The organism is Halorubrum gandharaense (assembly GCF_054654575.1).
In genome coordinates this window covers 1,451,848-1,476,696 of sequence record NZ_BAAIET010000001.1, presented here as the reverse complement: position 1 = coordinate 1,476,696, position 24,849 = coordinate 1,451,848, and the positions used below count along the sequence as shown (strand labels likewise).

At 68.9% G+C, this 24,849-nt stretch carries 23 protein-coding genes; 18 read left to right on the top strand and 5 right to left on the bottom strand.

What is annotated here, in order from left to right; all coding sequences use genetic code 11:
• The first annotated feature begins 639 nt into the window (after positions 1 to 639).
• The 10 genes from ACYQ07_RS07050 (at position 640) to ACYQ07_RS07005 (ending at position 10,879) form a co-directional block, all read left to right on the top strand.
• Positions 640 to 1,653 (top strand): aldo/keto reductase, encoded by a 1,014-nt coding sequence (locus tag ACYQ07_RS07050; RefSeq protein ID WP_459879199.1) that lies wholly within the window; start codon positions 640 to 642, stop codon positions 1,651 to 1,653.
• Positions 1,654 to 2,116: 463 nt separating this feature from the next.
• Positions 2,117 to 3,880 (top strand): nitrite/sulfite reductase, encoded by a 1,764-nt coding sequence (locus ACYQ07_RS07045; protein ID WP_459879196.1) that lies wholly within the window; start codon positions 2,117 to 2,119, stop codon positions 3,878 to 3,880.
• Positions 3,881 to 3,882: 2 nt separating this feature from the next.
• Positions 3,883 to 4,158 carry a hypothetical protein gene (locus tag ACYQ07_RS07040; protein WP_459879194.1) on the top strand — a complete coding sequence of 92 codons (276 nt, stop codon included), beginning with the start codon at positions 3,883 to 3,885 and terminating at the stop codon, positions 4,156 to 4,158.
• A 125-nt stretch (positions 4,159 to 4,283) separates the two neighbouring features.
• On the top strand, positions 4,284 to 5,657 hold the full coding sequence (locus ACYQ07_RS07035; RefSeq protein WP_459879192.1) for an MFS transporter: 1,374 nt from the start codon (positions 4,284 to 4,286) through the stop codon (positions 5,655 to 5,657).
• A 123-nt stretch (positions 5,658 to 5,780) separates the two neighbouring features.
• A complete protein-coding gene (locus tag ACYQ07_RS07030; protein ID WP_459879190.1) occupies positions 5,781 to 6,929 on the top strand; it encodes a ComEC/Rec2 family competence protein in 1,149 nt (382 codons plus the stop codon).
• On the top strand, positions 6,926 to 7,264 hold the full coding sequence (locus tag ACYQ07_RS07025) for a DUF3006 family protein (protein WP_459879188.1): 339 nt from the start codon (positions 6,926 to 6,928) through the stop codon (positions 7,262 to 7,264). Before ACYQ07_RS07030 ends, ACYQ07_RS07025 begins: the two co-directional genes overlap by 4 nt.
• Before the next feature lie 72 nt (positions 7,265 to 7,336).
• On the top strand, positions 7,337 to 8,290 hold the full coding sequence (locus tag ACYQ07_RS07020) for a DUF4129 domain-containing protein (RefSeq protein WP_459879186.1): 954 nt from the start codon (positions 7,337 to 7,339) through the stop codon (positions 8,288 to 8,290).
• Positions 8,290 to 8,898 (top strand): DUF7269 family protein, encoded by a 609-nt coding sequence (locus tag ACYQ07_RS07015; RefSeq protein ID WP_459879184.1) that lies wholly within the window; start codon positions 8,290 to 8,292, stop codon positions 8,896 to 8,898. The genes ACYQ07_RS07020 and ACYQ07_RS07015 overlap by 1 nt, the downstream gene beginning before the upstream one ends.
• Entirely contained in the window at positions 8,895 to 10,292 is a 1,398-nt protein-coding gene (locus ACYQ07_RS07010) for a DUF58 domain-containing protein (RefSeq protein ID WP_459879182.1), read from the top strand. The genes ACYQ07_RS07015 and ACYQ07_RS07010 overlap by 4 nt, the downstream gene beginning before the upstream one ends.
• Positions 10,289 to 10,879, top strand: a complete 591-nt coding sequence (locus tag ACYQ07_RS07005; RefSeq protein ID WP_459879180.1) for a DUF7519 family protein — start codon at positions 10,289 to 10,291, stop codon at positions 10,877 to 10,879. Before ACYQ07_RS07010 ends, ACYQ07_RS07005 begins: the two co-directional genes overlap by 4 nt.
• Before the next feature lie 43 nt (positions 10,880 to 10,922).
• Here ACYQ07_RS07005 and ACYQ07_RS07000 read toward each other — a convergent pair whose 3' ends face one another.
• A complete protein-coding gene (locus tag ACYQ07_RS07000; protein WP_459879178.1) occupies positions 10,923 to 12,383 on the bottom strand; it encodes a M20/M25/M40 family metallo-hydrolase in 1,461 nt (486 codons plus the stop codon).
• Positions 12,384 to 12,562: 179 nt separating this feature from the next.
• Between ACYQ07_RS07000 and ACYQ07_RS06995 the strand changes: the two genes are divergently transcribed.
• Complete coding sequence (locus ACYQ07_RS06995; RefSeq protein ID WP_459880265.1) at positions 12,563 to 14,023, top strand: MATE family efflux transporter; 1,461 nt, start codon at positions 12,563 to 12,565, stop codon at positions 14,021 to 14,023.
• A 657-nt stretch (positions 14,024 to 14,680) separates the two neighbouring features.
• Here the strand turns inward: ACYQ07_RS06995 and gatB are convergent.
• Positions 14,681 to 16,168, bottom strand: a complete 1,488-nt coding sequence (gene gatB / locus ACYQ07_RS06990; RefSeq protein WP_459879176.1) for an Asp-tRNA(Asn)/Glu-tRNA(Gln) amidotransferase subunit GatB — start codon at positions 16,166 to 16,168, stop codon at positions 14,681 to 14,683.
• Positions 16,169 to 16,498: 330 nt separating this feature from the next.
• Between gatB and ACYQ07_RS06985 the strand changes: the two genes are divergently transcribed.
• From ACYQ07_RS06985 to ACYQ07_RS06965, 5 genes are all read left to right on the top strand, one after another.
• Complete coding sequence (locus ACYQ07_RS06985) at positions 16,499 to 17,572, top strand: Bug family tripartite tricarboxylate transporter substrate binding protein (RefSeq protein WP_459879174.1); 1,074 nt, start codon at positions 16,499 to 16,501, stop codon at positions 17,570 to 17,572.
• 142 nt (positions 17,573 to 17,714) lie between these two features.
• Complete coding sequence (locus ACYQ07_RS06980) at positions 17,715 to 18,638, top strand: hypothetical protein (RefSeq protein WP_459879172.1); 924 nt, start codon at positions 17,715 to 17,717, stop codon at positions 18,636 to 18,638.
• Positions 18,635 to 20,149, top strand: coding sequence for a tripartite tricarboxylate transporter permease (locus ACYQ07_RS06975; protein WP_459879170.1), 1,515 nt, complete (start codon positions 18,635 to 18,637; stop codon positions 20,147 to 20,149). Before ACYQ07_RS06980 ends, ACYQ07_RS06975 begins: the two co-directional genes overlap by 4 nt.
• Before the next feature lie 161 nt (positions 20,150 to 20,310).
• Positions 20,311 to 21,006 carry a phosphoribosyltransferase gene (locus ACYQ07_RS06970; protein ID WP_459879168.1) on the top strand — a complete coding sequence of 232 codons (696 nt, stop codon included), beginning with the start codon at positions 20,311 to 20,313 and terminating at the stop codon, positions 21,004 to 21,006.
• A 12-nt stretch (positions 21,007 to 21,018) separates the two neighbouring features.
• Positions 21,019 to 21,714, top strand: coding sequence for an HD domain-containing protein (locus ACYQ07_RS06965; protein WP_459879166.1), 696 nt, complete (start codon positions 21,019 to 21,021; stop codon positions 21,712 to 21,714).
• 30 nt (positions 21,715 to 21,744) lie between these two features.
• Here ACYQ07_RS06965 and ACYQ07_RS06960 read toward each other — a convergent pair whose 3' ends face one another.
• Positions 21,745 to 21,903: a hypothetical protein gene (locus tag ACYQ07_RS06960; RefSeq protein ID WP_459879164.1), complete on the bottom strand. Its 159-nt coding sequence runs from the start codon at positions 21,901 to 21,903 to the stop codon at positions 21,745 to 21,747.
• 136 nt (positions 21,904 to 22,039) lie between these two features.
• On the opposite strand from ACYQ07_RS06960, the gene ACYQ07_RS06955 reads away from it, so the two are divergent.
• Positions 22,040 to 22,195 (top strand): hypothetical protein, encoded by a 156-nt coding sequence (locus ACYQ07_RS06955; RefSeq protein WP_459879162.1) that lies wholly within the window; start codon positions 22,040 to 22,042, stop codon positions 22,193 to 22,195.
• The gene (locus tag ACYQ07_RS06950; RefSeq protein ID WP_459879160.1) at positions 22,195 to 23,190 is read left to right on the top strand and encodes a YeiH family protein; all 996 of its coding nucleotides are present in this window, start codon (positions 22,195 to 22,197) and stop codon (positions 23,188 to 23,190) included. Before ACYQ07_RS06955 ends, ACYQ07_RS06950 begins: the two co-directional genes overlap by 1 nt.
• A gap of 129 nt (positions 23,191 to 23,319) precedes the next feature.
• Here ACYQ07_RS06950 and ftsZ read toward each other — a convergent pair whose 3' ends face one another.
• Positions 23,320 to 24,534: a cell division protein FtsZ gene (ftsZ, locus tag ACYQ07_RS06945; RefSeq protein ID WP_459879158.1), complete on the bottom strand. Its 1,215-nt coding sequence runs from the start codon at positions 24,532 to 24,534 to the stop codon at positions 23,320 to 23,322.
• A 2-nt stretch (positions 24,535 to 24,536) separates the two neighbouring features.
• On the bottom strand, positions 24,537 to 24,716 hold the full coding sequence (locus ACYQ07_RS06940) for a transcriptional regulator CdrS (protein WP_459879156.1): 180 nt from the start codon (positions 24,714 to 24,716) through the stop codon (positions 24,537 to 24,539).
• Positions 24,717 to 24,849 lie beyond the last annotated feature (133 nt).

Genomic DNA, 24,849 nt, shown 5'->3' with positions numbered 1-24,849 from the left:
GCGGGCGCTCGGCGGCGCGCGAGGGACGCCGCGAGCGGAGCGAGCGGCGAGGCTGGGGAGGCGTGAGGTGCGGTGCGGGTGCGGTCGGGTGGGACTCAAAGGGGCAGCCGTTCCCGCCGCAGGCGGGAAACAGCGAGACGGTCCCTCGGACCGTCTCGCCCGTGGTCCGGGAAGACGGCCGACGCAAGCACTCAAAAGGCCGGGCGGTGCGGAGAGGCCTTTTGAGCGCGCAGCGAGGGTCCCGCGAGCAGGGCGAGAGCGACCGGAGGGAGCTCTCGATAGCGAACGGCGAAGCCGTGAGCAGCGAGCGGGACGACGGAAGTCGCAGCCGGCGAGCGCAGCGAGCCGGACCGTCTTCCGGAACCCTCGACCGGAGCCGGCTGGGGCTTTGTAGGCGGTCCTCACCAGCGTCACACCAGCGACCCACCGGTCAACCTCTGCTTATAAACGAACCACAACTCCACCAACGCCCCACTCATAAACGCCGCACCCGCTCACGTGATACACCCACTCCCGACATCGATCACGAAGTAGTTCAGATCGACCGGTTGGTCCATTCAACTTCGTGGATGGGGCATGGGGGTTCAACGGTGCCGCTTTGGAGGGGGTTTTTGGCCGCCTGTGAACAACAATCGAACGATGACACCAGACCCCGCGGCGCTCGACCTCGAGTTCGTCCAGCTCGACGGCACCGGCATCCACACCAGCGAACTCCAGCTGGGCACCTGGCGGTTCGGCAAGGAGAACGAGGGCGGCGAGGTGGAGATCGACGAGGACCGCGCCCACGAGCTCCTCGACGCCTACGAGGCCGCCGGCGGGCGCTACATCGACACTGCCGACGTGTACGGCGGGGGTGCAAGCGAGGAGTGGATCGGCGAGTGGCTCGCCGACCGCGACCGGGAGCGCTACACGATCGCCTCGAAGATCTACTGGCAGATCCGCGACGACGACCCGAACAGCCGGGGGACGAACCGGAAGAACATCCGGCACCGCGTCGACGCGCTTCTCGACCGGCTCGACACCGACTACGTGGACGTGCTGTACATCCACCGCTGGGACGACGCGACCGACGCGCGGGAGCTGATGAAGACCCTCAACGGCCTCGTCGAGTCCGGAAAGGTCCACTACATCGGCGCGTCCACCTTGCGCCCGAACGCGTGGAAGGTCGCCCGCGCCAACGAGATCGCCCGCGCGGAAGGGTGGGAGCCGTTCACCGTGCTCCAGCCGCGGTACAACCTCGTCGACCGCGAGGTCGAAGGGGACTATCTGGAGTTCGCGCGCCAGCAGGAGCTCGCTGTCTGCCCGTGGAGCCCGCTCGGACAGGGCTTTTTGACCGGGAAGTACGACCGTGACGAGGACCTGCCGGAGGAGTCGAAGGTGGCCTCGTCCAGCCGCTTCCAGGAGTCGTACCTCACCGCGGAGAACTTCGACCTCCACGACGAGCTCGACGCGGTCGCCGAGGAGGTCGACGCCTCGCCCGCACAGGTCGCGCTCGCGTGGCTCTCCCACCGTGAGGGGGTGACCGCGCCCATCGTCGGCGCACGCACCGTCGACCAGCTCGCCGAGAATCTCGCGTCCGCTGAGATCGACCTCTCCGAGGAGCAGGTCGAGCGGCTCACCGAAGCGAAGGCCGGGCCGTACAACGGCTTATAAGGCCGATCTGCCGGGAGAACGGCGCTCGCAGGCGGTCGGCGAGCACGCCGACGGCTCGCTTGTACTTCCCTTAAGGTCCCTTGCACGTCCTTGTCCGCTTGTGACGCCGGCGCTCGCCGGCGTCCGCCTTGGGGCGAGACCGCCTCTCAAGATCACTCGTGGTCGATGATTACATACGCTCCTCGTCATGGTTGGCTCGATAGGTATCGGTGAAACCCGGAGATAATGACCGGATACGATCGGTCAACTGTCGGATATAGTGTGGACGATAATACACCTGAAAGCCGATATTATTCTGCACGCATGTCCGGTTGTCGACCCCGTTTGCGAGATGAATTCCACATCCGTCCGGAGTTTAACTTTATATGTGGGAAGTATGTGCGTGACACTGTGAAACAACGGACGTACATCCATCCGGGGTGCACAACCATGATGGAATGTAACGTTCATCACTGACCAACACATGGCACACAACAAAGAGGAGATCAAAGAGGAGCTGTACGGGGACGCGGTCCGCGAGAAGATCGAGGAGTTCGCCGAGCGGGGATGGGAGTCCATCCCGGAGGACGAACGCGACGAGTGGTTCTCGCGGTTCAAGTTCTGGGGCGTGTTCCATCACCGCGGTGGCCAGGAGTCGTACTTCATGATGCGGCTGACCAACTGTGGGGGCGTACTGGAGCCCGATCAGCTGAAAGCGATCGGCGAGGTGGCTCGCGACTACGCCACCGGCCCGGTCGAGAACCCCGAGTTCGGGAACGCGTGGATCGACCTCACGACGCGGCAGTCGATCCAGCTCCACTGGCTCAAACTGGAGGATATCCCGGAGATCTGGGCGAAGCTGGAGGCCGTCGGCGTCTCCTCGCGCTCGGCGGGTGGCGACACGATGCGCAACATCTCGGGCTGTCCGGTCGCCGGGAAAGGCGAGGAGTACGTCGAATCCCGGCCAGTTCTCGACGAGATACAGGAGACGATCCGCGGCGACGACGAGCTCTCGAACATGCCGCGGAAGTTCAACATCTCCGTCAGCGGCTGCCGGCAGGGCTGTGCACAGGACGCGATCAACGACATCGGCCTGGAGCCGGCTCACACCCTCCTTGACGGCGAGCACGTCGAGGGGTTCAACGTGCGTGTCGGCGGCGGACTCGGCGGGCGCGAGCCCCGTCGGGCACGCTCGCTCGACCTGTTCGTGCGTCCGGAGCACGCGGTCGAGACGGTACGCGCGTTCGTCGAGCTCTACCACGAGGAGGGGAACCGGCAGAATCGCTCGAAGAACCGCGCGCGCTTCTTCGTCGACGACTGGGGGACGGAGGCGATCCGCGAGGAACTGGACGAGCGACTCGACTTCGAGCTCGAATCCGCCGGCACCGACTTCCGCGGCGAGTACACCTACAACGCCGGCCGGCCATCGGAGCGTGGCGCCCACGACCACATCGGCGTCTACGACCAGGCCGACGGCCACAACTACGTCGGGCTCTCGGTGCCCATCGGTCGGCTTCCGGCCGAAGATGCCGTCGCCCTCGCGGAGCTCGCGCAGACGTACGGCTCCGGCGAGGTGCGGCTCACCCGGCGGCAGAACCCGCTTCTCATGGACGTGCCGGACGCCGAGCTCGACGAGCTGCTCGACGAGTCGCTGCTGGAGACGTACACCCCCTCGCCCAACCCGTTCGAGCAGGGCGCGATGGCGTGTACGGGCACGGAGTTCTGCTCGCTGGCACTGACCGAGACGAAAGCCCGAACCGCCGAGCTGCTCCGCTGGCTCGGGCGGAACGTGGAGCTGCCCGACGACGTTGACCGCATCAAGATGCACTACTCGGGCTGTACGGCCGACTGCGGGCAGGCGATGACCGCCGACATCGGCCTCCAGGGAATGCGCGCGCGCAAGGACGGCGAGATGGTCGAGGCGCTCGACGTGGGCGTCGGCGGCGGCGTCGGCGAGGAGCCCGACTTCATCGAGTGGGTGCGCCAGCGCGTGCCCGCCGACGAGCTCCCGGGGCTCATCCGAAACCTCGTACAGGCGTACGCCGCGCTCCGTGAGGACGGGCAGACGTTCCGCGAGTGGGTCGACGCCACGGGTCACGAGACGATCGTCGAGCTGGCGGAGCCCGAGGAGGTCGTCGGCTACGACGACCCCTGTCTCGCCGACGCCAAGCAGTCCTGGTACCCGTTCGACGACGAGGAGAGCCCGGCGCCGACCACTGCCGAGGGCGCACCCATCTCCTCGGACTGACGATGCGCCGCCACCTCGACGTCACCGCGAACACGACGTTCGACTTCCTCGACGTGCGCGTGTTCGGGGACGACTGGGAGACCGAGACCGTCGCCGTGCTCGATGTGGAGTCACCCCGCGGCGAGGAGACGGTCACCTCGGGCTGGAGGCCGACCTCGCCGACCACGAGCGGCTCGCGCCGCACGCCGACGTGGTTCCGTTCACGCCCGAGCAGGCCCGGACGCTCGCTGCGGACCTCACCGCCGCCGCGGATGCCGCCGAGTGCGGCGAGTCGATGACGAGCCGCCGGGGGTAGCCGGGGGACGACGCCACGCACGCCCGGCGCCCGCCGGACCGATACACAGCGACCTGACGAGCCGCATCGCCCGCCAACCGACCGACGACAAACACAACACGACAACACATGGACCGCGAACTCGACGACTGGAACCCGGAGGACGACGACTTCTGGGAGGAGAAGGGAAAACGTATCGCCTGGCGTAATCTGTCGATCTCGGTGTTCACGCTGTTTCTCGGCTTTGCGGTGTGGACCGTCTGGAGCGTGGTGGTGGTGTACCTGCCCGACGCCGGGTTCACCTACACCGACAGCGAGCTGTTCCTGCTGACCGCGCTGCCGCCGCTGGCGGGGGCGACCGGACGGGTGCTCTACTCGTTCGTCGTTCCCATCTTCGGCGGACGCCGCTGGAACACGCTGGCGACGGCGACGCTGCTGATCCCCGCGCTGGGGCTCGGGTTCGCCGTGCAGAATCCGGAGACGCCGTTCGCGGTGATGGCCGTCCTCGCCGCCACCGCCGGCTTCGGGGGCGCAAACTTCTCCTCGAGCATGGACAACATCAGCTACTTCTTCCCCGAACGGCGGGAAGGGACCGCCCTCGGCATCAACGGCGGGCTCAGTAACGTCGGCGTGAGCACCGCCCAGTTCGCCGTCCCGGTCGTGATCTCCATCGGGATCTTCGGCGGGTTTGGCGGTGCTCCCCAGACGGTGATCCAGTCCAACCCGGGCACCGAGCTGATGTGGATGCAGAACGCCGGCTTCGTCTGGGTCCCGTTCATCCTGATCGGCACCGTCGCCTCCTACGTCGGCATGAACGACATCACGAGCGTGGACGCCGACATTCGCGAACAGCTGAGCATTCTCGGCGAGAAGCACAACTGGCTGATGTGCTGGCTGTACATGGGAACGTTCGGCTCCTTTTTGGGCTACGCGGTGGCGTTCCCGCTGCTCACCAGCATCCAGTTTCCCGAGCGGAGCGTCGCGCTGTTCGCGTTCGTCGGCCCGCTGCTCGGCGCGCTCGTGCGCCCGCCGGGCGGGTGGCTCGCCGACCGCTTCGGCGGGGCACGCGTCACGCTCTGGGTGTTTCTCTCGATGGCCGCCGGCACGCTCGCGGTCATCTACTTCATGATCGCCGGCGAGTTCTGGGGCTTCTTCGCCGCGTTCATGGTGCTGTTCGTCGCCAGCGGCATCGGCAACGGCTCCACGTTCGAGATGGTCCCCACCATCTTCCGCCAACAGCACCTCGCCGACGTCGACGAGTCGGATCCGGAGGCGCGCAAACAGGCGATCTCGCGGGCGAAACTGGAGGCCGGCAGCGTGCTCGGGTTCAGCGGCGGCATCGGTGCGTTCGGCGGGTTCCTCATCCCGCAGGGGTTCAGCGTCTCCGTCGAGATGACCGAGGCCACGGTGGGGGCGATGGGCGGGTTCCTCGCCTTCTACCTCACCTGTATCGCCATCACCTGGTACTACTACGGGCGCAGCAACGCCGAAGCGCCCTGCTGAGTGCACCGGCGGGCGCCGCGCTCATCCCCACCGTCGGCGGTCGCCAACCCGTCCCGTCTCCGGGTCCCATCGGATCCCGTGAAAGCCGCCAGTTATAGGCGGGCGACTGCCGTCAGGTTCCGCATGACACACCGAATCGCGCTGCTCGCGGTCGCGTTCACCGTGCTTCTTGCCGGCTGTGCCGGGCTGGGCGACGAGATCGACGACGGCCCCGAGGTCGAGGAGACCTCGACGCCGGCGGAGACCGCCGACGCGGACGACGCTGACGCGAACGACACCGACGACGGGAGTGACGCCGTCGACGGCGAGCTCGAAGTGCACCACATCAACGTCGGGCAGGCCGACTCCTTCCTGATTCTCGGCCCGACGGGTGAGACGATGCTCGTCGACACGGGTGACTGGCGCGACGACGGGTCCACCGTCATCGACTCCCTCGAGCAGGAGGGTGTCGACCACATCGACTACCTCGTCTCCACGCACGGCCACGCCGACCACATCGGCGGCCACGCGGACGTCATCGAGCACTACGAGGAGGAGAAGGACGGCATCGGCGCCGCCTACGACAACGGCGTCCCGCACACCTCACAGACGTACGAGGACTACATCGACGCCGTCGAGGAGTACGACGTGACCCTCTACGAGACGCGCGAGGGCGACGAGGTGCCGTTCGAGGAGGTCGACGTGACGGTGCTCAATCCCGCCGAGGACACCGACGCCGACGACCTCCACGACGACTCCATCACGATGCACCTGGAGTTCGGAGCCACCTCATACCTTTTCACGGGTGACGCGGAAACCGACGCCGAGGCACGCATGATTGACGAACACGCAGCCGACCTCGACGCGGACGTGTACCACGCGGGCCACCACGGCTCCGACACCAGCTCCACCGCGGCGTTCCTCGATGCGGTCGACCCCGAGCTCACCGTCATCCAGGCGGGCTACGACAACCAGTACGGCCACCCGCACGACGAGCCGCTCGATCGGTTCGCCGAGCGCGGCATCGACGCCTACTGGACGGGCACGCACGGCACGACGATCACCACCCTCGACGGCGAGGAGGTCCACGTCGAAACGCAACACGACGCGCCGTCGGACCCCGACGCGCTCCTCGACGGTGACGAGGCGACCGCAGACCCCCTCGACGACACCGAACACCGCGCCACGTACACCATCGTCGACGGCGACGACGCCGACGACGCCGGCGCGCTCACAGATCCCGGATTCACGCCAAGCATGACCGCCGCCGCGACCGCGGGGGCCGGCGCGTGACCCGGCCCGAACTCGACGGCGAGTACACGGCGACACTCGACCGGATCGTCAGCGAACTCGGCGTGCTCCTGATCGAGGAGGACGGCGACACCATCGACGAGCGCACCGTCGACGAAGATGAGCTGCCCGAGGGCGGCGACGAGGAGGGTGCCGTACTGACGGCCACCTTCGCGGACGACGAACTCGTCGCGCTCGAACCCGAGCCGGAGAAGACGGAGGAGCGCCGCGAAACCGCCCGCGAGCGGTTCGAGCGACTCTCCGAGCGTCCCCCGAAGAAGGAGGATGCGGACGACGCCGAGGGGACGAACGACACGACAGCGACCGGGGGCGCCTGACACAGCGGTCCACGCAGCCGTTCTCACCTCGTTTCCCGAAAGCTATTCCCGCCTGACGGCGTATCGTTCGCCGTGAACCGTGAGACCCTCGCTGCGGTCGGTCTCGCCCTCCTCGCCGTCGTCGCGCTCGGGGTCGCCGGCGCGACCCTCGACACCGCCGTCTCCACCGGCGGGGACGGCGGCTTCGGCGGCGGTGGCGACGAGCTGCTCGGCGACGAGGAGTCGGACCGAGGATCGGTGGGATCCGGCCCCCCGCCCGGCGACTTCGAGGAGGGGTCTCCCGTCTGCTTCGAGGAGCTTCGGGACCCGCCGGCGCTCTTGGCACTGTTCGGCTTCCTCGCGCTGATCGGCGCGCTCGCCTACCGGGAGACCGAGTCGATGATCGCCGCGACCGTCGTCGTCGGCACCACGCTGATTCCCGTCGGCGGCCTCTGGCTGATCCTCTCGACGTGTGGGCCGATCTCCTTCCCGACGCAGGACGAGGAACCGGACCCCGACGATGAGAGTCTCCTCTCGGAGACGGGCGGCGGCGGCGCGCCCGGCACCGGGGAGGGGGAGGCAGTGTCGACGCCGGAGGCGCTGTTCGTCGTCGTGGTCGGTCTCGCGCTGGTCGTCAGCCTGCTGTTGCTGGTTGCCGCGCGCGGCGACGACGAGGCGGACGGTGCCGTCGGCAGCGGGGCCGACGAGGACCTCGACGACGAGCAGGACCCGGACCTCGCGGCGGTCGGGCGCACCGCGGGCGCGGCCGCCGACCGCATCGAGGACGCGACCGCCGACAACGAGGTGTACCGGGCGTGGCGCGAGATGACGGAGGTGCTCGACGTGGACCGGCCCGACTCCTCGACGCCCCGCGAGTTCGCGACGGCGGCGACGGCCGCCGGCGTGGATCCGGACGCGGTCGACGACCTGACGGACGTGTTCGAGGCGGTGCGCTACGGCGGCGCCGACCCGACCGGCGAGCGCGAGGCGGCGGCCGTCGACGCGCTCCGCCGGATCGAGGCGGCCCACGACGGGGGTGAGGACTGATGCGGTACACGACGGCGTTCGGCGCGCTCGCCGTGCTTGCCGGGTTCATCCTCCTCCTCGACGCCGGCCTCGCCGCGGCGGTCGACCTCTCGGCGGTGACGGTGACGCTGGTGGGTGCGCTCGCCGCGGTACAGGGGATCCGCTACGCTGCGGCGCGTCGCGGGATCGAGCCGAACACGCTCACCGTCGGGACGCCCGAACGCCGGATCACCTCGCCGGTTCCCGGGGACGACGCCGACACACAGCTCGCGCGCTCGACGGCGGGTGGGCGGTCCCACTACGAACTCCGCGGCCGGCTCCGCGGCCGGGTCCGGGCGGTCGCCGTCGCGGAGGTGGCGGGTGCACGGAACTGCTCGCCGTCCCGGGCGGCCGATCTCGTCGACCGCGGCGCGTGGACGGACGACCCGGTCGCGGCGGCGTTTCTCGCCGACGACCTGTCGTACCCGGCACGCGTGCGGTTCCGCGCCCGGCTGTTCGGCGAGTCGCTGTTCGAGCGCGGCTTCGGCGCCGCGACGGCAGCCGTCGGCCGGCTGGCGACCGGTGACCCCAAGCAGGCGGAGCCGACGAGCGACGGGGACCGGAACGGCGGAGGGGAGGTGACCGCATGACGGCTACGGCGTCGGCGCCGGGGTCCACGACCGCGGGCGGCGAGGCGGACGGTGCGGACCCCGCGGAGCCCGCGGACGGCCGCTCCACCGACGACGCGGCGGACGGGACGACGACCGAGGTCAACCCACGCGTCGCGTTCGACACGAAACGGTGGCAGGGGCTCACCGGTGTGGCGCTGCTGCTCGTCGCCGTCGGCGTGATCACCCGTCAGCCGGGCCCCGTGCTGGCCGGGGCGCTCGGCATCGGCTACGGGGTGTTCGTCCGGTGGGGTGACGCGCCGGTCGCCGAGCTCGATGTTGAGCGCCGGCTGGACGAGCAATCGCCCGAGCCCGGCGAGGAGGTGACCGTGACGGTGACGGTGACCAACGTCGGCGACGCGTTCCGCCCCGACCTGCGGCTCGTCGACGGCGTGCCGGACGGGCTCGCGGTGGTTGACGGGCCGGCCCGATTCGCCACCGCGCTGCGTCCGGGCGCGTCGGCGACGTTCTCGTACGTCGTCCGCGCGGCCCGCGGCGACCACGAGTGGGGGCCACTTCGGGCCATCACGCGGAATCCGAGCGGCGCCCGAGAACGTGAGACGACGCTCACGCGGGCGACACAGCTGACCTGCGCGCCGGCGCCGCCGGCGGCCGCGGACCTGCCGCTGCGGGGGCTCACCACCCAGTACCACGGTCGCGTGCCGACGGACGTGGGTGGCTCCGGGGTGGAGTTTCACGCGACCAGAGAGTACCGGCACGGTGACCCCCTCCGACGGGTGGACTGGAATCGCCGGGCGCGGACGGGGGAGCTGGCGACCTTAGAGCTTCGCGAGGAGCGCGCTGCCACCGTCGTGCTCCTCATTGACGCGCGCGAGGACGCCTACGCGGCTCCCGAGCCCGAGGCCGACCACGCGGTCGACGCGAGCGTCGAGGCGGCGGGCCAGGCGTTTGCCGCGCTCCGTGAGGCGGGCGACCGGGTGGGTATCGCCACGCTCGGCCCGGTCGACTGCTGGCTGCCGCCCGGCGCCGGCACCGACCACGGAGTGCGGGGGCGCGACCTGCTCGCCACCCATCCCGCGCTCGCGCCGACGCCGCCGTCGGACGGCTTCTACCCGTCGCTGTGGTTCCGGCGATTCCGGCGCCGGCTCCCGGCCGACGCGCAGGTGTTGTTCTTCACGCCGGCGGTCGACGACTACGCGGCGTCGATCGCCCGGCGCGTGGACGCCCACGGCCACCTCGTCACCGTGGTCTCGCCGGACGTGACGGCCGACGACACGCCCGGCCGCACTCTCGTGCGCCACGAGCGTCGCGAGCGACTCCGACGGCTCCGGGGGTCGGGGATCCGGGTGGTGGAGTGGGGTGACCGGTCGTTCCCGGTCGCGGTCGCCGGCGCCCGCCGGCGGTGGTCGCCATGAGCACCCGCACCGGCGGGGCGAATGGTCGGAACGACCCGGACGCTCCGGCGGATCCGGAGGCGCCGAACGACCCGAACGCCGACGACCCCGACCACTACGAGGTCGACACGCGGGTGCCAGTGCCGGCGCTTGTCGCCTCGCTCGCGGGCATGACCGTCGCCTTTCTCGCGACGGCGCTCGCGGCGCCCGTCGCCGCTCCGGTCGCGGGACTCGCCGTGGTGACGGTTGCGGTCGGGCTCCTCCGCACGTCGACGCGAGTGCTCACTTGGGGTGCCGCGTTCGGCGCGGCGGGCATCGCGCTGGCGGGCTACGAGGGCGGCGCGCCGGCAGCGCTGTTGGTCGCGGCGGTCGGGCTCGTCGTCGCGTGGGACGTGGGCGACCACGGGCTCTCGCTCGGCGCGCACGTCGGCCGCGCAGCCGTGAGCCGGCGGAACGTGGCGGTTCACGCCGCGGGCTCGCTGCTGGTTGGCGTGCTGACCGCGACGGTGGTGTACGGCACGTATCTCGCGGCCGCCGGCGGCCAGCCGGTCGCCGCGCTCGCGCTGTTGCTGTTCGGCGCGGTCGTGCTGCTGTCGACGTTCCGGTAGCCGTGCCGGCGGTCGGGTTTTCGGTCTCGTCGGCCGGTCGAATCTACCGGGACGCGAGCGCGCGGATCACGCGCGCACTCGTCCGAATCCCGTTCTCGAAACACCGCAGGTCGAGGTGCTCGTTCGGCGAGTGGTTCCCCTGGTCGTGGTTGGCGTACGGGACGACGAGCACTGGCACGTCCGCGAGCGACGGGACCTCCCGGAAGTGGGCCGCCGGCAGGCTCCCGCCCAACACGGGAAGCTCGACGGGTTCCGTTCCCCACACGGCTTCGAGCGCGCCGGCGACGGGCTCCGCAAGCGGCGTGTCGACCGGCGTCTTCATCGGCGGGAACGTGCTCCGTTTGGTCAGCTCAAGATCGGGGCTCACCGCGGCGAAGTGGTCACGGAGCGCCTCGAAAACGGCGTCAGGGTCCTGGTCGGGCACCAGCCGACAGTCGATCTTCGCGCTCGCCGTCGCCGGGAGGACGGTCTTCATCCCCTCGGCCTGATAGCCGCCGGAGAGCCCGTTGATCGTCAGCGTCGGGCGGGTGAGCAGCCGCTCGTAGTAGGGGTCGTCGCTCGCGAACCCGGAGAGCGCCAGCTCCTCGGCGATCGCCGCGGAGTCGTCCGGAATCGCGGCGACCAGCTCGCGGTCGGCGTCGGTGACGTTCGTCCCGTCGTGGAAGCCGTCGACGACGATCTCGTCGCCGTCCTCCCCCCGGACGGAGTCGAGCGCGGCGACCAGCTCGTTGGTGGCGGCGGGCACCGGGCCGCCGAAGTTGCCCGAGTGGAGGTCGGTGTTCGCCGTCCGACATTCGAGCTCCGCCGAGAGGATCCCTCGATTGCCGTATATGAGGGTGGGCGTCCCCTCCCGCACTCGCTCTCCGTCGCGCTCGGTGACAACTGCGTGCTGTGGACCGTCGGCAACGTACACGAGGTCGGCGTCCGCGATCTCGGTCGGCGCCCCTCGCTCTCCGCGCCCGCCCCGGAGGTACTCGCGGAGGCCGGCGCTGCCGCTCTCCTCTCCGCCCTCGACGAGGAGCTTGACTCGGACGTCGGGGAACGCGTCGGCCGCGAGGAGCGCGTCGACGGCGAACGCGTGCGCGAGGAACTGGCCCTTGTTGTCGCCGGCGCCGCGGGCGTAGACGGCGCCGTCGCGGACGGTCGGCTCGAAGGCTGGCGAGTCCCACTCGTCCTCATCGCCCGGCGGCTGAACGTCGTAATGGCCGTAAAACAGCACCGTGGGAAGGTTGTCGTCCGTGCTTTCGTCACCGTCTGCCGGTCCACGCTCCGCGTAGACGAGCGGGTGGCGGTCCGTGGCGATCCGGCGGGCGTCGAGGCCCTGATCGGAGAGCGTGTCGACGACGAGGTCCCCGGCGGCGTCCATCCCCTTGCCGGTAGTGGAGATGCTTGGCTGGGAGAGCACCTCGAAGAGGGCCTCGCGGTAGTCGTCGAGCCGGTCGTCGATGGTGGTCGCGAGCGTGTCGTCGCGTTGGTTGGCGCCCGCGGGCGCGTCCTCGGTCATACCAGCCGCCACGCGGTCGGAGATGGTTGTCCTTGTGGTGGCGGCACACACGGCCGGCTGATCACGCGGATCGAGCACCCGCCGACGGTTCGCAATCCGCCGCCTCCCGAAGCATTAGGAGGTGGCCGGACCGAGAGAAATCCGAGACTCCCGTGGGCAATCAGGACGCGCGCATCGACATGACGACGGGGCTCATTCCCCCGAAGCTGTTCCACCTGGCGTGGCCGCTGGTGTTGGGCAACCTCCTCCAGACGCTGTACAACCTCGCGGACATGTTCTGGGTGGGACGGGTGAGCACGGAGGCGGTCGCCGCCGTCTCGCTGATGTTCCCGCTGTCGTGGATGTTCGTTTCGACGGCGATGGGGCTGACGGCGGCGACCATCGCGCTCGTCTCCCAGCACGTCGGCGCCGGCGACGACCGCCGGGCGGACCGGGTCGTCGCGCAGACCTGCCTGCTGGCGACGGTCGTCTCGATGGCGCTGGCCGTGGTCGGCTTTCTCGCCCGCGACTGGCTGATCTTCTGGATCGGCGCGCGCGACCAGGTGGCCGTCGAGTCGCTGGCGTACTTCGAGGTGATCCTCGCGACGCTGCCGCTGACGTTCCTGTTTTTCGCCTTCCGGTCCTCGCTGCAGGGCGCCGGCGACACCAAAACCGCGATGTGGCTCGTCGCGGCGTCGGCCGGGCTCAACATCGTCATCGACCCGTTCTTCATCCTCGGCTGGGGGCCGTTCCCGGCGATGGGCACGCGCGGCGCCGCGCTCGCGACGCTCGTCGCGCGACTGTTCGCAACCGCCATCGGCATCTGGATCCTCCTGAAGGGTGACTGGGGCGTGAAGCTCTACCTCCGCGACCTGAAGCCGGATCCCGAAATCCTCCGGAAGCTGGTCGACGTTGGCTACCCCGCCACGCTCGACGGGTGGGCGCGCTCCTTTGCGGCCGTCTTCATGGCCGCGCTCGTCGCCCGGTTCGGGCCCGCCGCCACCGCCGCGTACGGCATCGGCGTCCGGCTGATGTCCGTCTCGTGGACCGTCGCCGGCGCGGTCGGGCAGGCGACTGCAACGGGCGTCGGACAGAACCTCGGCGCGGACACGCCCGAGCGCGCCGTCGAGGTGGTTCGCGTCGCCACGCTCGCCACGATGGGGCTGCTGTTCGCCGCCGGCGCGCTCGTCTGGCTGTTCCCAGCCCGGGCGATGGGTGTGTTCATTGACGACCCCGCGACGATCGCGGAGGGGATCGTGTTCCTCCGGATCGTCGCCTTCTCGTGGCTGTTCTTCGGCGGCCTGATGGTGATCCAGGGCGGGTTCCGCGGCGCCGGCCATACCAAGGCCGCGATGGCGCTCTCGATGCTTTCACGGTGGGTGGTCCGGATCCCGCTCGCCGCGCTCCTCGCGTTCGGCACGGTCTCGCTCACGCTCGGCGGCGTCGCGCTCGGCCCGGTCGAGATTCCCGCCTACGAGGTGGGATACACCGGACTCGACTGGGGCGTCTCCGGGCTCTGGTGGGCGTACGCGACCGCCGCCGTCGTCTCCTTCGTCGTCGGCGTCGCGTGGTTCCTCCGCGGGACGTGGAAGGAGGGCGTCGTCGACGCCGGCGGGAAAACGGCGGGAGGCGACGACGGAGCGCCTGCGGTCGACGATTGACCCGAACCCCCCACCGTGCAGTCGGCGCGCGCGAGAAACGTGCGCGAGGGAGTCGTCGCCTGCGGCGACGACGAGGCTGGGGAGGTGTGAGGTGCGGTTGCGGTGCGGTCAGGTGGGACTCAAAGGGGCAGCCGTTCCCGCCGCAGGCGGGAAACAGCGAGACGGCTCCGACCGTCTCGCCCGTGGTCCGGGAAGACGGCCGTAGCAAGCACGTCTCAGGGCGTCGGGTGGTGCTGAGAGTCGCCCTGAAAAGCGCGCAGCGAGGGTCCCGCGAGCCTGCGAGTGGGACGACGGAAGTCGCAGCCCGCGAGCGTAGCGAGCCGGAACGTCTTCCGGAACCCTCGACCGGAGCCGGCTGGGGCTTTGGAGGTGTCCGCCGGCGTGCTCACCACACCAACCGCTTATTAGGAGACGGCTGGGGCTTTGGAGGTGTCCGCCGTCGTGCTTACCACACCAACCACTTATGAGCGGTCGACGGGAATCGTGGGGGAGCACGCCGGCGCACGCATCCCACGGGTCCCCTTATAAGCGCCCAGCAGGTGTTTGCGGCGGTCGCACCGCTCTCACCACAGAAACCGCTGATAAAGCACGCTCCCACAGCTAGACCCCTCTTAAAAGCGGGTCGTCGGCCGATCCCCGCTGCACCTCCACCGTCCTCTACTCCTCCAGCCGTTCGCGGAGCAGCCCGTTGACCTCGCCGGGGTCGGCGGAGCCGCCGGTGGCGGCCATCACCTGTCCGACGAGGAAGTTGATCGCGCCCTCGTCGCCGGCGTGGTAGTCCGCGACCGCCTCGGGGTGCTCCTCGATGGCGGTCTCGACGGCGGCCGCCACCTCGCCGGATTCGGCCTTGCCGAGCCCCTCGCGCTCGATGATCGTGTCGGGGTCGTCGCCCTCGTCGAGCATCTCGCGGAGGACGACCTCCTCGGCGTTCTTCACCGTGAGCTCGCCGGCGGCGACAAGCTCCACGAGGCGTGTGAACTCGTCGAGCCGGTGGTCCACGTCGGTGATCTCCAGCTCGCGGTAGTTGAGCTCGCCGAGCAGGTTGTCGGCGACCCACGTCGCCGCGAGCTCGGGGTCGAACTCGCTGGCCACGTCCTCGTAGAAGTCGGCGACCGCCTTCGTCGAGGTGAGCTTCGAGGCGGACTCGCGGTCGAGGCCGTACTCCTCGCGGAAGCGCTCGCGGCGAGCGTCGGGCAGCTCCGGAATCGGGATCTGCGCCTTCCAGTCGGACACCTCCAGTGCGGGGAGGTCGGCCTCGCGGAAGTAGCGGTAGTCCTTCTCGGCCTCCTTCGAGCGCATCGAGACGGTGACCCCGCGCGCCTCGTCCCAGTGGCGCGTCTCCTGTTCGATCTCGCGACCGCGCCGAAGCACGTTGCGCTGGCGGGTGATCTCGTAGGCGAGCGCCTTCTCCGCACCCTTGTGACTGGAGATGTTCTTCACCTCGGCGCGGTTGGCGTCGGCGAGCACGTCCTCGCTCACGCTCCCGTCGTCGGCCATCTCCTCGGCCGGCACCAGCGAGACGTTGGCGTCCACACGGAGGCTCCCGTCGCGCGTGGCGTCGAAGACGCCGAGATACTCCAGCACCTCCGAGAGCTTCGCGAGGAACGCGCGGGTCTCCGCCGGCGACCGGAAGTCCGGCTCCGTGACGATCTCCATCAGCGGCGTCCCCGCGCGGTTGTAGTTCACGAGCGTGTGCGTCGCCGTCTCGATCGAGCCGCCGGCGTGCTGGAGGCTGCCGGGGTCCTCCTCCAGGTGCGCGCGGGTGATCCCGATCGTGGAGCGCTCGCCCTCGACGCGCACGTCGAGCGCGCCGCCCTGACAGATCGGGGCGTCGTACTGGGTCAGCTGGAAGTTCTTCGGCAGGTCGGGGTAGTAGTAGTTCTTCCGGTGGAACGTCGTCGTCTCGGGGATGTCGGCGTCGATCGCCTTCCCGATCTTCACGGCGGCCTCGACGGCGCCCTCGTTGAGGACGGGGAGCGCGCCGGGCAGCCCGAGACAGGTCGGGCAGGTCCGGGTGTTGGGCTCCTCGTCGTCGGCGGGCTCCGTCGAACAGCCGCAGAAGATCTTCGTGTCGGTCTCGAGCTGGACGTGGACCTCCAGCCCGATCACGACCGCCGTCTCCTCCGCCGCGGCCTGAGTGCTCATTGGCGAGTCGTTGCGCGTCGGCCCCCTAAACCGTGTCGGGACGGGGGCGCAACCGGATGGGTGCCGGGGACGAGCGGCGGCACCGGCGACGCCATATCGCTCCGGTGACAGCGTCCGTGCCACGCTCGGGCCCGAGCCAGGAGTCGAGTTCGTCCGGTATTGCATGCCGGTGAATCCCCACTCTCTCGGAGGATGGTGTCAGAATTTACCACGATCCCACCTAATGGCTTGTAGATGGTTGGTGACTAATGGGCAGAAGCACTAGTTTGGTCACTTGACTCGCCGTGAATGTATAGGTTTATATCGCCGCCTCTCTTGAGACCTTGTAGCATGGAGAGACGTAACTTCCTGCGGACGACTGGAGCGATTGGAACCGCCGGTATCGCCGGTCTCGCCGGCTGCGCCGACGAGGAGCCCGATGATACCGGGAACGGCAACGGGGACGCTCCCGCCGACGAGTTCCCCACTGACGACCTCACCTGGATGATCCCGTGGTCCGAAGGTGGCGGGACGGACACGTACGCGCGGCAGATTGCGGTGCCGATGGAGGAGTCGATCGGCGAATCGATCACCATCGATAATCGCCCCGGCGCCGGCAGCCTCGTCGGCTCCGAGTGGCTGGCCAATCAGGATCCCGACGGCTATACGTTCGGGACGATCAACAGCGCGGGCGCCCACTTCACGTGGCGTGCAGAGGGCGTCGACGACTGGCACATCGAGGAGGACTTCGAGCCGTTCGCCTACTCCGGCACCTTCGGATACACTCTCATCGTCAATGACGACATTGCGGACGAGTACGGGATTGACGACTACGGAAGTCTCCGTGACGCCTACCAGGACGGCGACATCGAGACGTTCAGCTACCAGGGTGCGGGCTCCGACTCCCACCTGAGCACGCTGCTGCTCCGCGACCAGTACGGACTGGAGTACGAGAACTCCGTTCCGTACGACGGCGGCGGCCCGACGATGGAAGCCGTCATCAGCGGGGAGGTCGCGGCCGGCATCGCGACCAACACCTCCGCGGTGAACGCCGAGGAGTCCGGCGAGGCGAGCACCATCGTCAATCTGATGGACATCGACCTCACGGACACCTGGCCCGAGATCGACCGCATCGACAACTACGGCGACGGGCTCGGATGGATCACCGAGTTCACCCAGACGCAGCTCGCGCCGGCGGGAACCCCGGACGACGTGCTCGACACGCTGTCGGCCGCCGTCGAGGAGGCCGCCCTCTCCGACGACGTACAGGAGTGGTCCGAGGACACCGGAAACATCGTGCAGTACGGCGACCGCGAGGACGCCCAGGAGCTATGGACCGGTATCCTCGACGAGATGGAGACGAACGTCGAGGAAGCGATCGGCGGCTTCGACGAGTTCCTCGAGATCGCCGAGGAAGAGTCGTAACTCGAGTTCCCACCGTACTTCTTTGACTCCCACACAGATGGACCGCGTCGATCCCGAAGGCGTGAGACCACGCCCGGGGACCAGACGAGAGCGACGGCAGTCGACCGACTCGTCGGCCGGCAACCAGGCGACGTAACACACGATGGCACAAGACGAATCGACGACGGACGAACTGCTGGCCCGCCTCCGTGGCGTGGGGGGCGCGCTTGCGAACGCCGGCGAACCGGTGTTCCGCGAGCGCCCGACGATGGAGCACGTGCTGCTCCTCGCGTTCTTGGTGACGGGCGTCTACATGTACTGGGGGGCACGCGAGTTCTCGGACGCCGCCGCCGAATTCCCGCAGCTGATGGCGGGTACGACGGCGGTCCTCGCGTTCCTCGTTCTCGCACGCAACTACCTCGAGTTCGTTGCGCCGCTTCTCGCGGCCGGACTCGGGGTCTACGCCGTCTACACTGGGGGGACGAGTCTCCTCGCGGGCGACGGCGGGCTCGTCCGACTTCTCGCCGGTCTCGGGCTGTCGGTCGCGGTCGTCGGGTTCCGGCGACAGCTGATCGACGGCGCGGAGTCGTTCGTCGCCGAGCCGATGCAGGTGCTCGGTGAGGAGGACCTCGTCGGCGACGAATCGGAGGGGCCGGCGGCCAAAGAGGAGCCGGCTGCCGAAGAGGAGTCAGCGGCGATGTACGTCTACGAGATAGACGACCCGAAGGGGCCGATCGTGACGGCGTTCCTCTGTCTCGCCTACATGCTCGTCACCTTCGCGATCGGGATGCTGTACGCGACGCCTCTCTTCGTGATGGCGTGGGCGCTGTGGTCCCGGATGGAATTCGGAAACGGCGCGGCCCTCACGGGGGTCGGGATGCTCTGTTCGTACCTGTTTTATGACCTGATCCAGTCGGACATCTCCGAGGGATGGCTCACCGGCTGGCAGCCGACGCCGCCGGACGACCTCTACGACTGGTACGTGGATCCGCTGCTTCAGCCCGTGTTTCGAGTGATCGACCAGTACGTCATCTTCCCACTCATGCGGCTGATCGATACACTCCTCGGCGTGGTGGTGCCGGTATGACCGTCGAGACGTTCGTCGGCGCCATCTTCGCGCTGCTCACGCTGGAGACGATGGCCTGGCTGCTCGCCGGCGTGCTCGTCGGCATCGTCGTCGGCGGACTTCCGGGGCTCGGCCCGCCGCTTGGGATGGCGATCATCCTCCCGTTGACGATCCCACTCGCGGCCGCCGACGCGATCATTCTGCTCGTCGGCGTGTACAGCGGGTCGATGTACGGTGGGTCGATCGCCGCGATCCTCATCAACACGCCGGGAGTGTCGTCGTCCGCGGCGACGATGTTCGACGGCTACCCCATGTCCAAACAGGGGAAGGCAGCGACTGCACTGTCGATCTCCGCGACCGCCTCCGCGTTCGCGGGCATGTTCACGATCACGGCGCTGATCCTGTTTTCCCCGGTGCTGATCGAACTCGTGCTCGCCGTTGGCACGCCCGAGCGCTTCCTCGTGGCGCTGCTCGGCCTTTCGATGATCACCGTGATCACGCGGGGATCGTTCGCGAAGGGCCTGCTCGCCGGCGCCGCCGGCCTGCTCGTGACGACGGTCGGCTCCGCACAGCCGATCGCTCTGGAGCGCCGGTACGCCGAATCGTTGCTGCTGTACGACGGTATCGACTTCGTTGCCGTCCTCATCGGCCTGTTCGCCATCGCGGAGATGATGAAACTCGCCGGACAGGAGGGAGGCATCGCCGAGGGCGACGTGACGATCGACCGCGCCGGCATCAAGGAGGGCATCCTCGAAACGGTCCGGCGGCCGGGGACGGTGTTCAAATCCGGAATGATCGGTATGGTCGTCGGGGCGATCCCTGGTGCCGGCGCCACCGTCTCAAACTTCGTCGCCTACTCCGAGGCGGTGCGATCCTCGCCGGATCCCGACTCGTTCGGCTCCGGCAATCCCGTTGGCGTCGTCGCCAGCGAATCGTCGAACAACGGGACCGTCGCGGGGTCACTGGTTCCGGCTATCTCATTCGGCATCCCGGGGAGTTCGTCGACTGCCGTGCTGATCGGCGGTCTGTTGATGCACGGGCTCCAGCCCGGCCCGAGCATGTTCCAGGTCGAGGGCGAGCTCGGGCTGACGTACACGATGCTTCTCGCACTATTCGTGGGCAACGTCGTCATCCTGGTCTTCGGTCTGACGATGGTGACCCGGCTTGGGATCCTCACCCGCATCGATACGGACTACATCATCCCCATCGTGGTCGTGCTGTCGTTCCTTGGGACGTACGCGCTGCGCGTCAATCCTATGGACATCATCACGATCATCGTGTTCGGAGTCATCGGGTTCTACATGGTGCGGTACAACTACTCCGTGATCGCGTTCGTACTCGGCGTCGTGCTGGGCGACATCGCGGAGGACAACCTGTATACCGCCCTGCAGCTCTCCGGCGGCACGTACGACATCTTCTACAATCCCCTCGCTCACGGGCGATGGCTGTCGTTCCTGCTGTCGATCACCATCGCGCTGCTGCTGTTCGGCCCATTCCTCAAGGCCCGCATCGACCGATACCGGGGCGAGTAGTGGGCTCGCCCGGCGACGGTCGACGCGCGGATCCCTCGTCGGTCGACGCGCGGATCCCTCGTCGGTCGACGCGCGGATCCGCCGCCTTCCAACGCACTCCCCCTTGAGGCGTCGCTCCGCGAACCAGACTCCTTATTGGGTCCCGCATCGCATCCCCGGACATGAGTGACCTCCCGGACGATTTCGACTGCACCATCACCAACTGGGAGTACATCTACGGGCTCTGCCGGAACGTCTCGAACGAGGTGAAGGCCGCGGACTTCGAGCCGGACGTGGTCGTCGCGCTCGCCCGCGGCGGCTGGTTCGCGGGGCGATGCACCTGCGACTTCCTCGGGTTGGACGACCTCACGAGTCTGAAGATGGAACACTACGTCGGCACGGGCGTGAAAGCCGACGAGCCGCAGGTGCGCTACCCGATGCCGGAGGGAAGCGTCGAGGGGAAAGACGTCCTCATCATCGACGACATCGCCGACACCGGCGGCTCGATCCGCCGAGCACAGGAGTACGTCGAGGAGCGCGACGCCGCCGAGATCCGCACGGCGACGCTCCAGCTGCTCCAGACCTCCGAGTTCGAGCCCGACTTCGTCGGCGAGACCCTCGAAGAGTGGACCTGGGTCGTCTATCCGTGGAACTTCATCGAGGACATGATCGACCTCACGGTCGGCGCGATGGAACGAGCCGACACGGAGACGTTCGACCGCGAGGACGTGCGCCACTACCTGGAGGAGTACCACGACATCGGCCGCATCGAGATGGAGATCGCCCAGCCGAGCCGGCTCGACGAGGTGCTCGACGAGATGGAGCGACGCGACGCCGTCGAGGTCGTTGACGACGGCGTCTGGACGCTCCCCGAGTAGCACTCCGGTCCAATGACCGGCGACTTCCCCGCCGACCCGCCATCCTCCGGCGACCCGGACGCCGCATCCGGCGACCCCGCCATCGACGCCCTCCTCGACGCCTACCGCCTCAAGGACGAGCGGCGCACGGGCTGGCAGCTCAGAGGCGTCGACGACCCCGAGTCCGTCGCCGCCCACTCGTGGGGCGTCGCCTACCTCGTGTGCGCGCTCGGCGACCGCTTCCGCGAGGACCTCCCCGGCGTCGACCTCGACCGCGCGCTCCGGCTGGCCGTCGTCCACGACGTGGCCGAGGCCGAAACCGGGGACGTGCCGACACGGGCGGCGGACGTGGGAGACGCCGCAACAACGCCAACCGACGGCTCCGACGATCCCACACCGAAGGAGGCCGCCGAGCGCGCTGCCATGGAGGACCTCGCGGGGCCGCTTCCGGATCGGGTCGAGAACGCGTGGGAGGCGTACGAGGAGCGCGACTCCCCCGAGGCCGTGCTCGTCAAGGAGTGTGACCTGCTCGACGTCTGTCTGCAGGCGCTCGTCTACGAGCGCGACGACAGATACGATCCCGCGGCGGGTGACCCGAACGCCTTCGAGGCGTACGACGACCTCGACGAGTTCTTCGCGACGACCGAACCGCGGCTCCAAACGGACGCCGGGCGCGAGCTGTTCACCCGGATTCGCGAGCGATACGAGCGGGTTCGCGACGGCGAGTGAGCCGGGACATCGACCGGCGGAGAACGCGCCTCAGTCCTCGGCTGCCACGGACGGCCCACTGGCCGATGAGGCGTCGGCGTCGACGATCTTCCGGTCCCACGACCCGAACCGGAACCACGCCAGCGCGACCATGGGGACGAGGAGGTCGCCCTCGGTGAGACTGGCGCGCGACGGCTCCTCGGAGGACACTACGTGTTCCGAGGTGAGGTGCGTATAAGAAGCCACGTGACGGGGGATGGCACGGGACGCGCCGGTCACACGGTGGTATCCGGCTCGAACGGCCGACAACGACATCGGTAAGTGGTCGCCGGCGGGAGTCGTGCGTATGGCGTCGGACACCGACGAGCACGCCCCGAACGAGTCGCCAGCCGGCGACGACGGGCCGCTCGTCCGACGATGGCGCGGGCTCGACAGGGGGTGGCAGGCGCTGTTGCTCGGGCTCGCGGTCGTCGCCGTCCACCTCCTCGTCCAGCCGTTCTGATGGGACTCCTCGCTGCCGCCCGACCGTACCTGCCGGGCGCCCTCCTGCTGGTCGCCGGCGCGCTCCTCGCGCACGCCTCTGCTGCCCTGGTTCCCGGCGTCCAACCGCTCGTCGTCGCCATCGTCGTTGGCGTCGTCGTGGGCAACACCGTCGGCACCCCCCAAGCCGCCGAGCGCGGCGTCGGCCTCCACAAGCTCTCCCTTGAGACCGGGATCGTGCTGTTGGGTGCTGCCGTCGCCGTCGACGAGTTCCTCGCGGCGGGCCCGACCGTGTTGGGACTCGTCGTCGCCGGCGTCGCGGGGGGGCTGTTGCTCTCCGAGCTGGTCGCGCGCGTGCTGTTCCGGCTGGAGGGGACGACGCCCTCCCTGCTCGCCGCCGGCGCGAGCATCTGTGGCGTCTCAGCGGTCGTCGCCGTCGGCCGCGTGCTGGAAGCGCGGGGCGCCGCGATCACCTTCGCGGCCGCGACCATCCTGCTGTTCGACGCGGTCACGCTCGTCGCGTTCCCGCTCGCCGGCGAGTGGCTCGGGCTCACCAGCCGCCAGTTCGGCGTCTGGGCGGGGATCAGCATGTTCTCGACCGGTCCCGTCGCGGCCGCCGGCTTCGCGCACTCGCCGGAGGCCGGCCAGTGGGCGACGGTGACGAAACTCGCCAGAAACTCGCTGCTCGGCGGCGTCGCCGTCGCCTACTCGCTGGCGTACACGGCGCGGTCGGCGACGGAGCCGGAGGCCCGCAAGCTCTGGGCGGAGTTCCCCAAGTTCCTGCTCGGCTTCCTGCTCGTCGCGGCGGTCGCCAACAGCGGCCTGCTGTCGACGGCGGCGCTCGACTCCATCGGGACGGTGTCCGACGCCCTGTTCACGCTGGCGTTCGTCGGCCTCGGCCTTTCGATCAGGCTCCGGGAGATGCGCAAGGTCGGCGCCGCACCTGTTGGCGTCGTGCTCGCCCACCTGCTTGCGGTGAGCGCGGCGGCGCTCGTCGCCGTCCGGCTGCTGCTGTGAGAAAACTCGGAAGTGGACGTGCTACGACGGCGTGTCGCGGGCGCTCACGACGGCGGGTCCATCGGTGAGCCGAAAAATGGTGGCCGAAACCGGCTGTCGTCCGCGTTCGCCGCCGGGTTAGCGCCCGGGCTAGCGGATGACGTCCAGTCCGTTGTTCTTCTCAGCGGGCTCGGTGCCGCCGTCGGACTCCCAGGCCGCCGCCTCGGTGCCGCCCTTCACGTCGGCGGCGCCGGGGGTGCCCGACGAGTCTGCCGCCCGCGACCTGGAGTCACCGGGCTCGCCTTCGATGCTGGCGCGGGACTTGTCGGCCTGCTTCTGCGTCGAGGGGCCGAGCACCTGCGCGCTCTGGACGCCCGTCATGATCGCCATGACGCGGACCTTCCCCTTGTACTCCTCCTGGATGCGGGCGCCCCAGATCACGTTGGCGCTCGCTTCCAGCCGCTCGGTGATGTTGTCCGCGATCCCCTCGGCCTCCTTCAGCGTGAGGTCCGGGCCGCCCGTGATGTGGACGAGCCCGCCGGAGGCGCCGCGGTAGTCGACGTCGAGCAGCGGGTGGTTCATCGCGTCGTTGACCACCTCCTGCGTCTTGTTCTTGTCCTGCGTCTCGCCGACGAGCATCACCGCGACCCCGCCCTGGTTCATGATCGTCGACATGTCCGCGTAGTCGAGGTTGATCAGCGAGGGCTGGGTGATCGTCTCCGAGATGCCCTTGACGGTCTCGGCGATGATCTGGTCCATCACCGAGAACGCCTTCCCGATCGGCAGATTCGGGACGTAGTCGAGCAGCCGGTTGTTGTCGAGGACGATGATCGAGTCGGCCTCGCCGCGCAGCTCTTCGAGCCCCTCCTCGGCTTTCACCGTGCGGGCGCGCTCGACGTTGAACGGCGTCGAGACCATCCCCACGACGATGGCACCCTGCTCTTTGGCGATCTTCGAGACGACGGGCGCGGCGCCCGTCCCCGTCCCGCCACCCATGCCGGCGGTGACGAAGACGAGGTCGGCGTCGCCGAGCACGTCCTTGATGGTCCCCTGGGCCATCTCGGTGGCGCGCTCGCCCATCTTCGGATCGCCGCCGGCGCCGAGCCCCTGCGTGAGCGACTTGCCCACGAGGATCTTGGTGTCGGCTTCGATCATCTTCAGGTGCTGTTTGTCCGTGTTGATCGCGACCGTATCGGCGCCGTCGACGCCGATGTTGTACAGTCGGTTGATCGTGTTGTTGCCGGCCCCGCCGGCGCCGACGATGACGATCCGCGGATCGCCGAAGTCGTCGTCGTCGGAGTCGACGTCCATCTGTTTCTTCTCCGCTTCCGCGTTCTCCAAGGCGTCCTGCACGATGTCCTGCATCGTTACACCTTGGCCCAGCTGCGGTTGCGACGGCGCCCGTCGCGCTCGCCGTCCTGTTCGTTCAACATCTCACGGACTGCCGACCGGATCGCCTCGCTCCGGTTCGGGAACTCGCCCGTTTCGACCATCTGTTCGACCTCATCGATCTGCTGTTTCGGGATTCGTAGTGTCACACGCTCCATTGTTCATTCCCCCGGTAAGACGACGCGCCGCCCGATGCGTGTCTTACAGCGTCGAACCGCCCGACATGAGGACTTCCCCCGCGGACGGCGACCTTCTGTAAGACGGTCGTCTTACGCAATTGTGACAACCGAT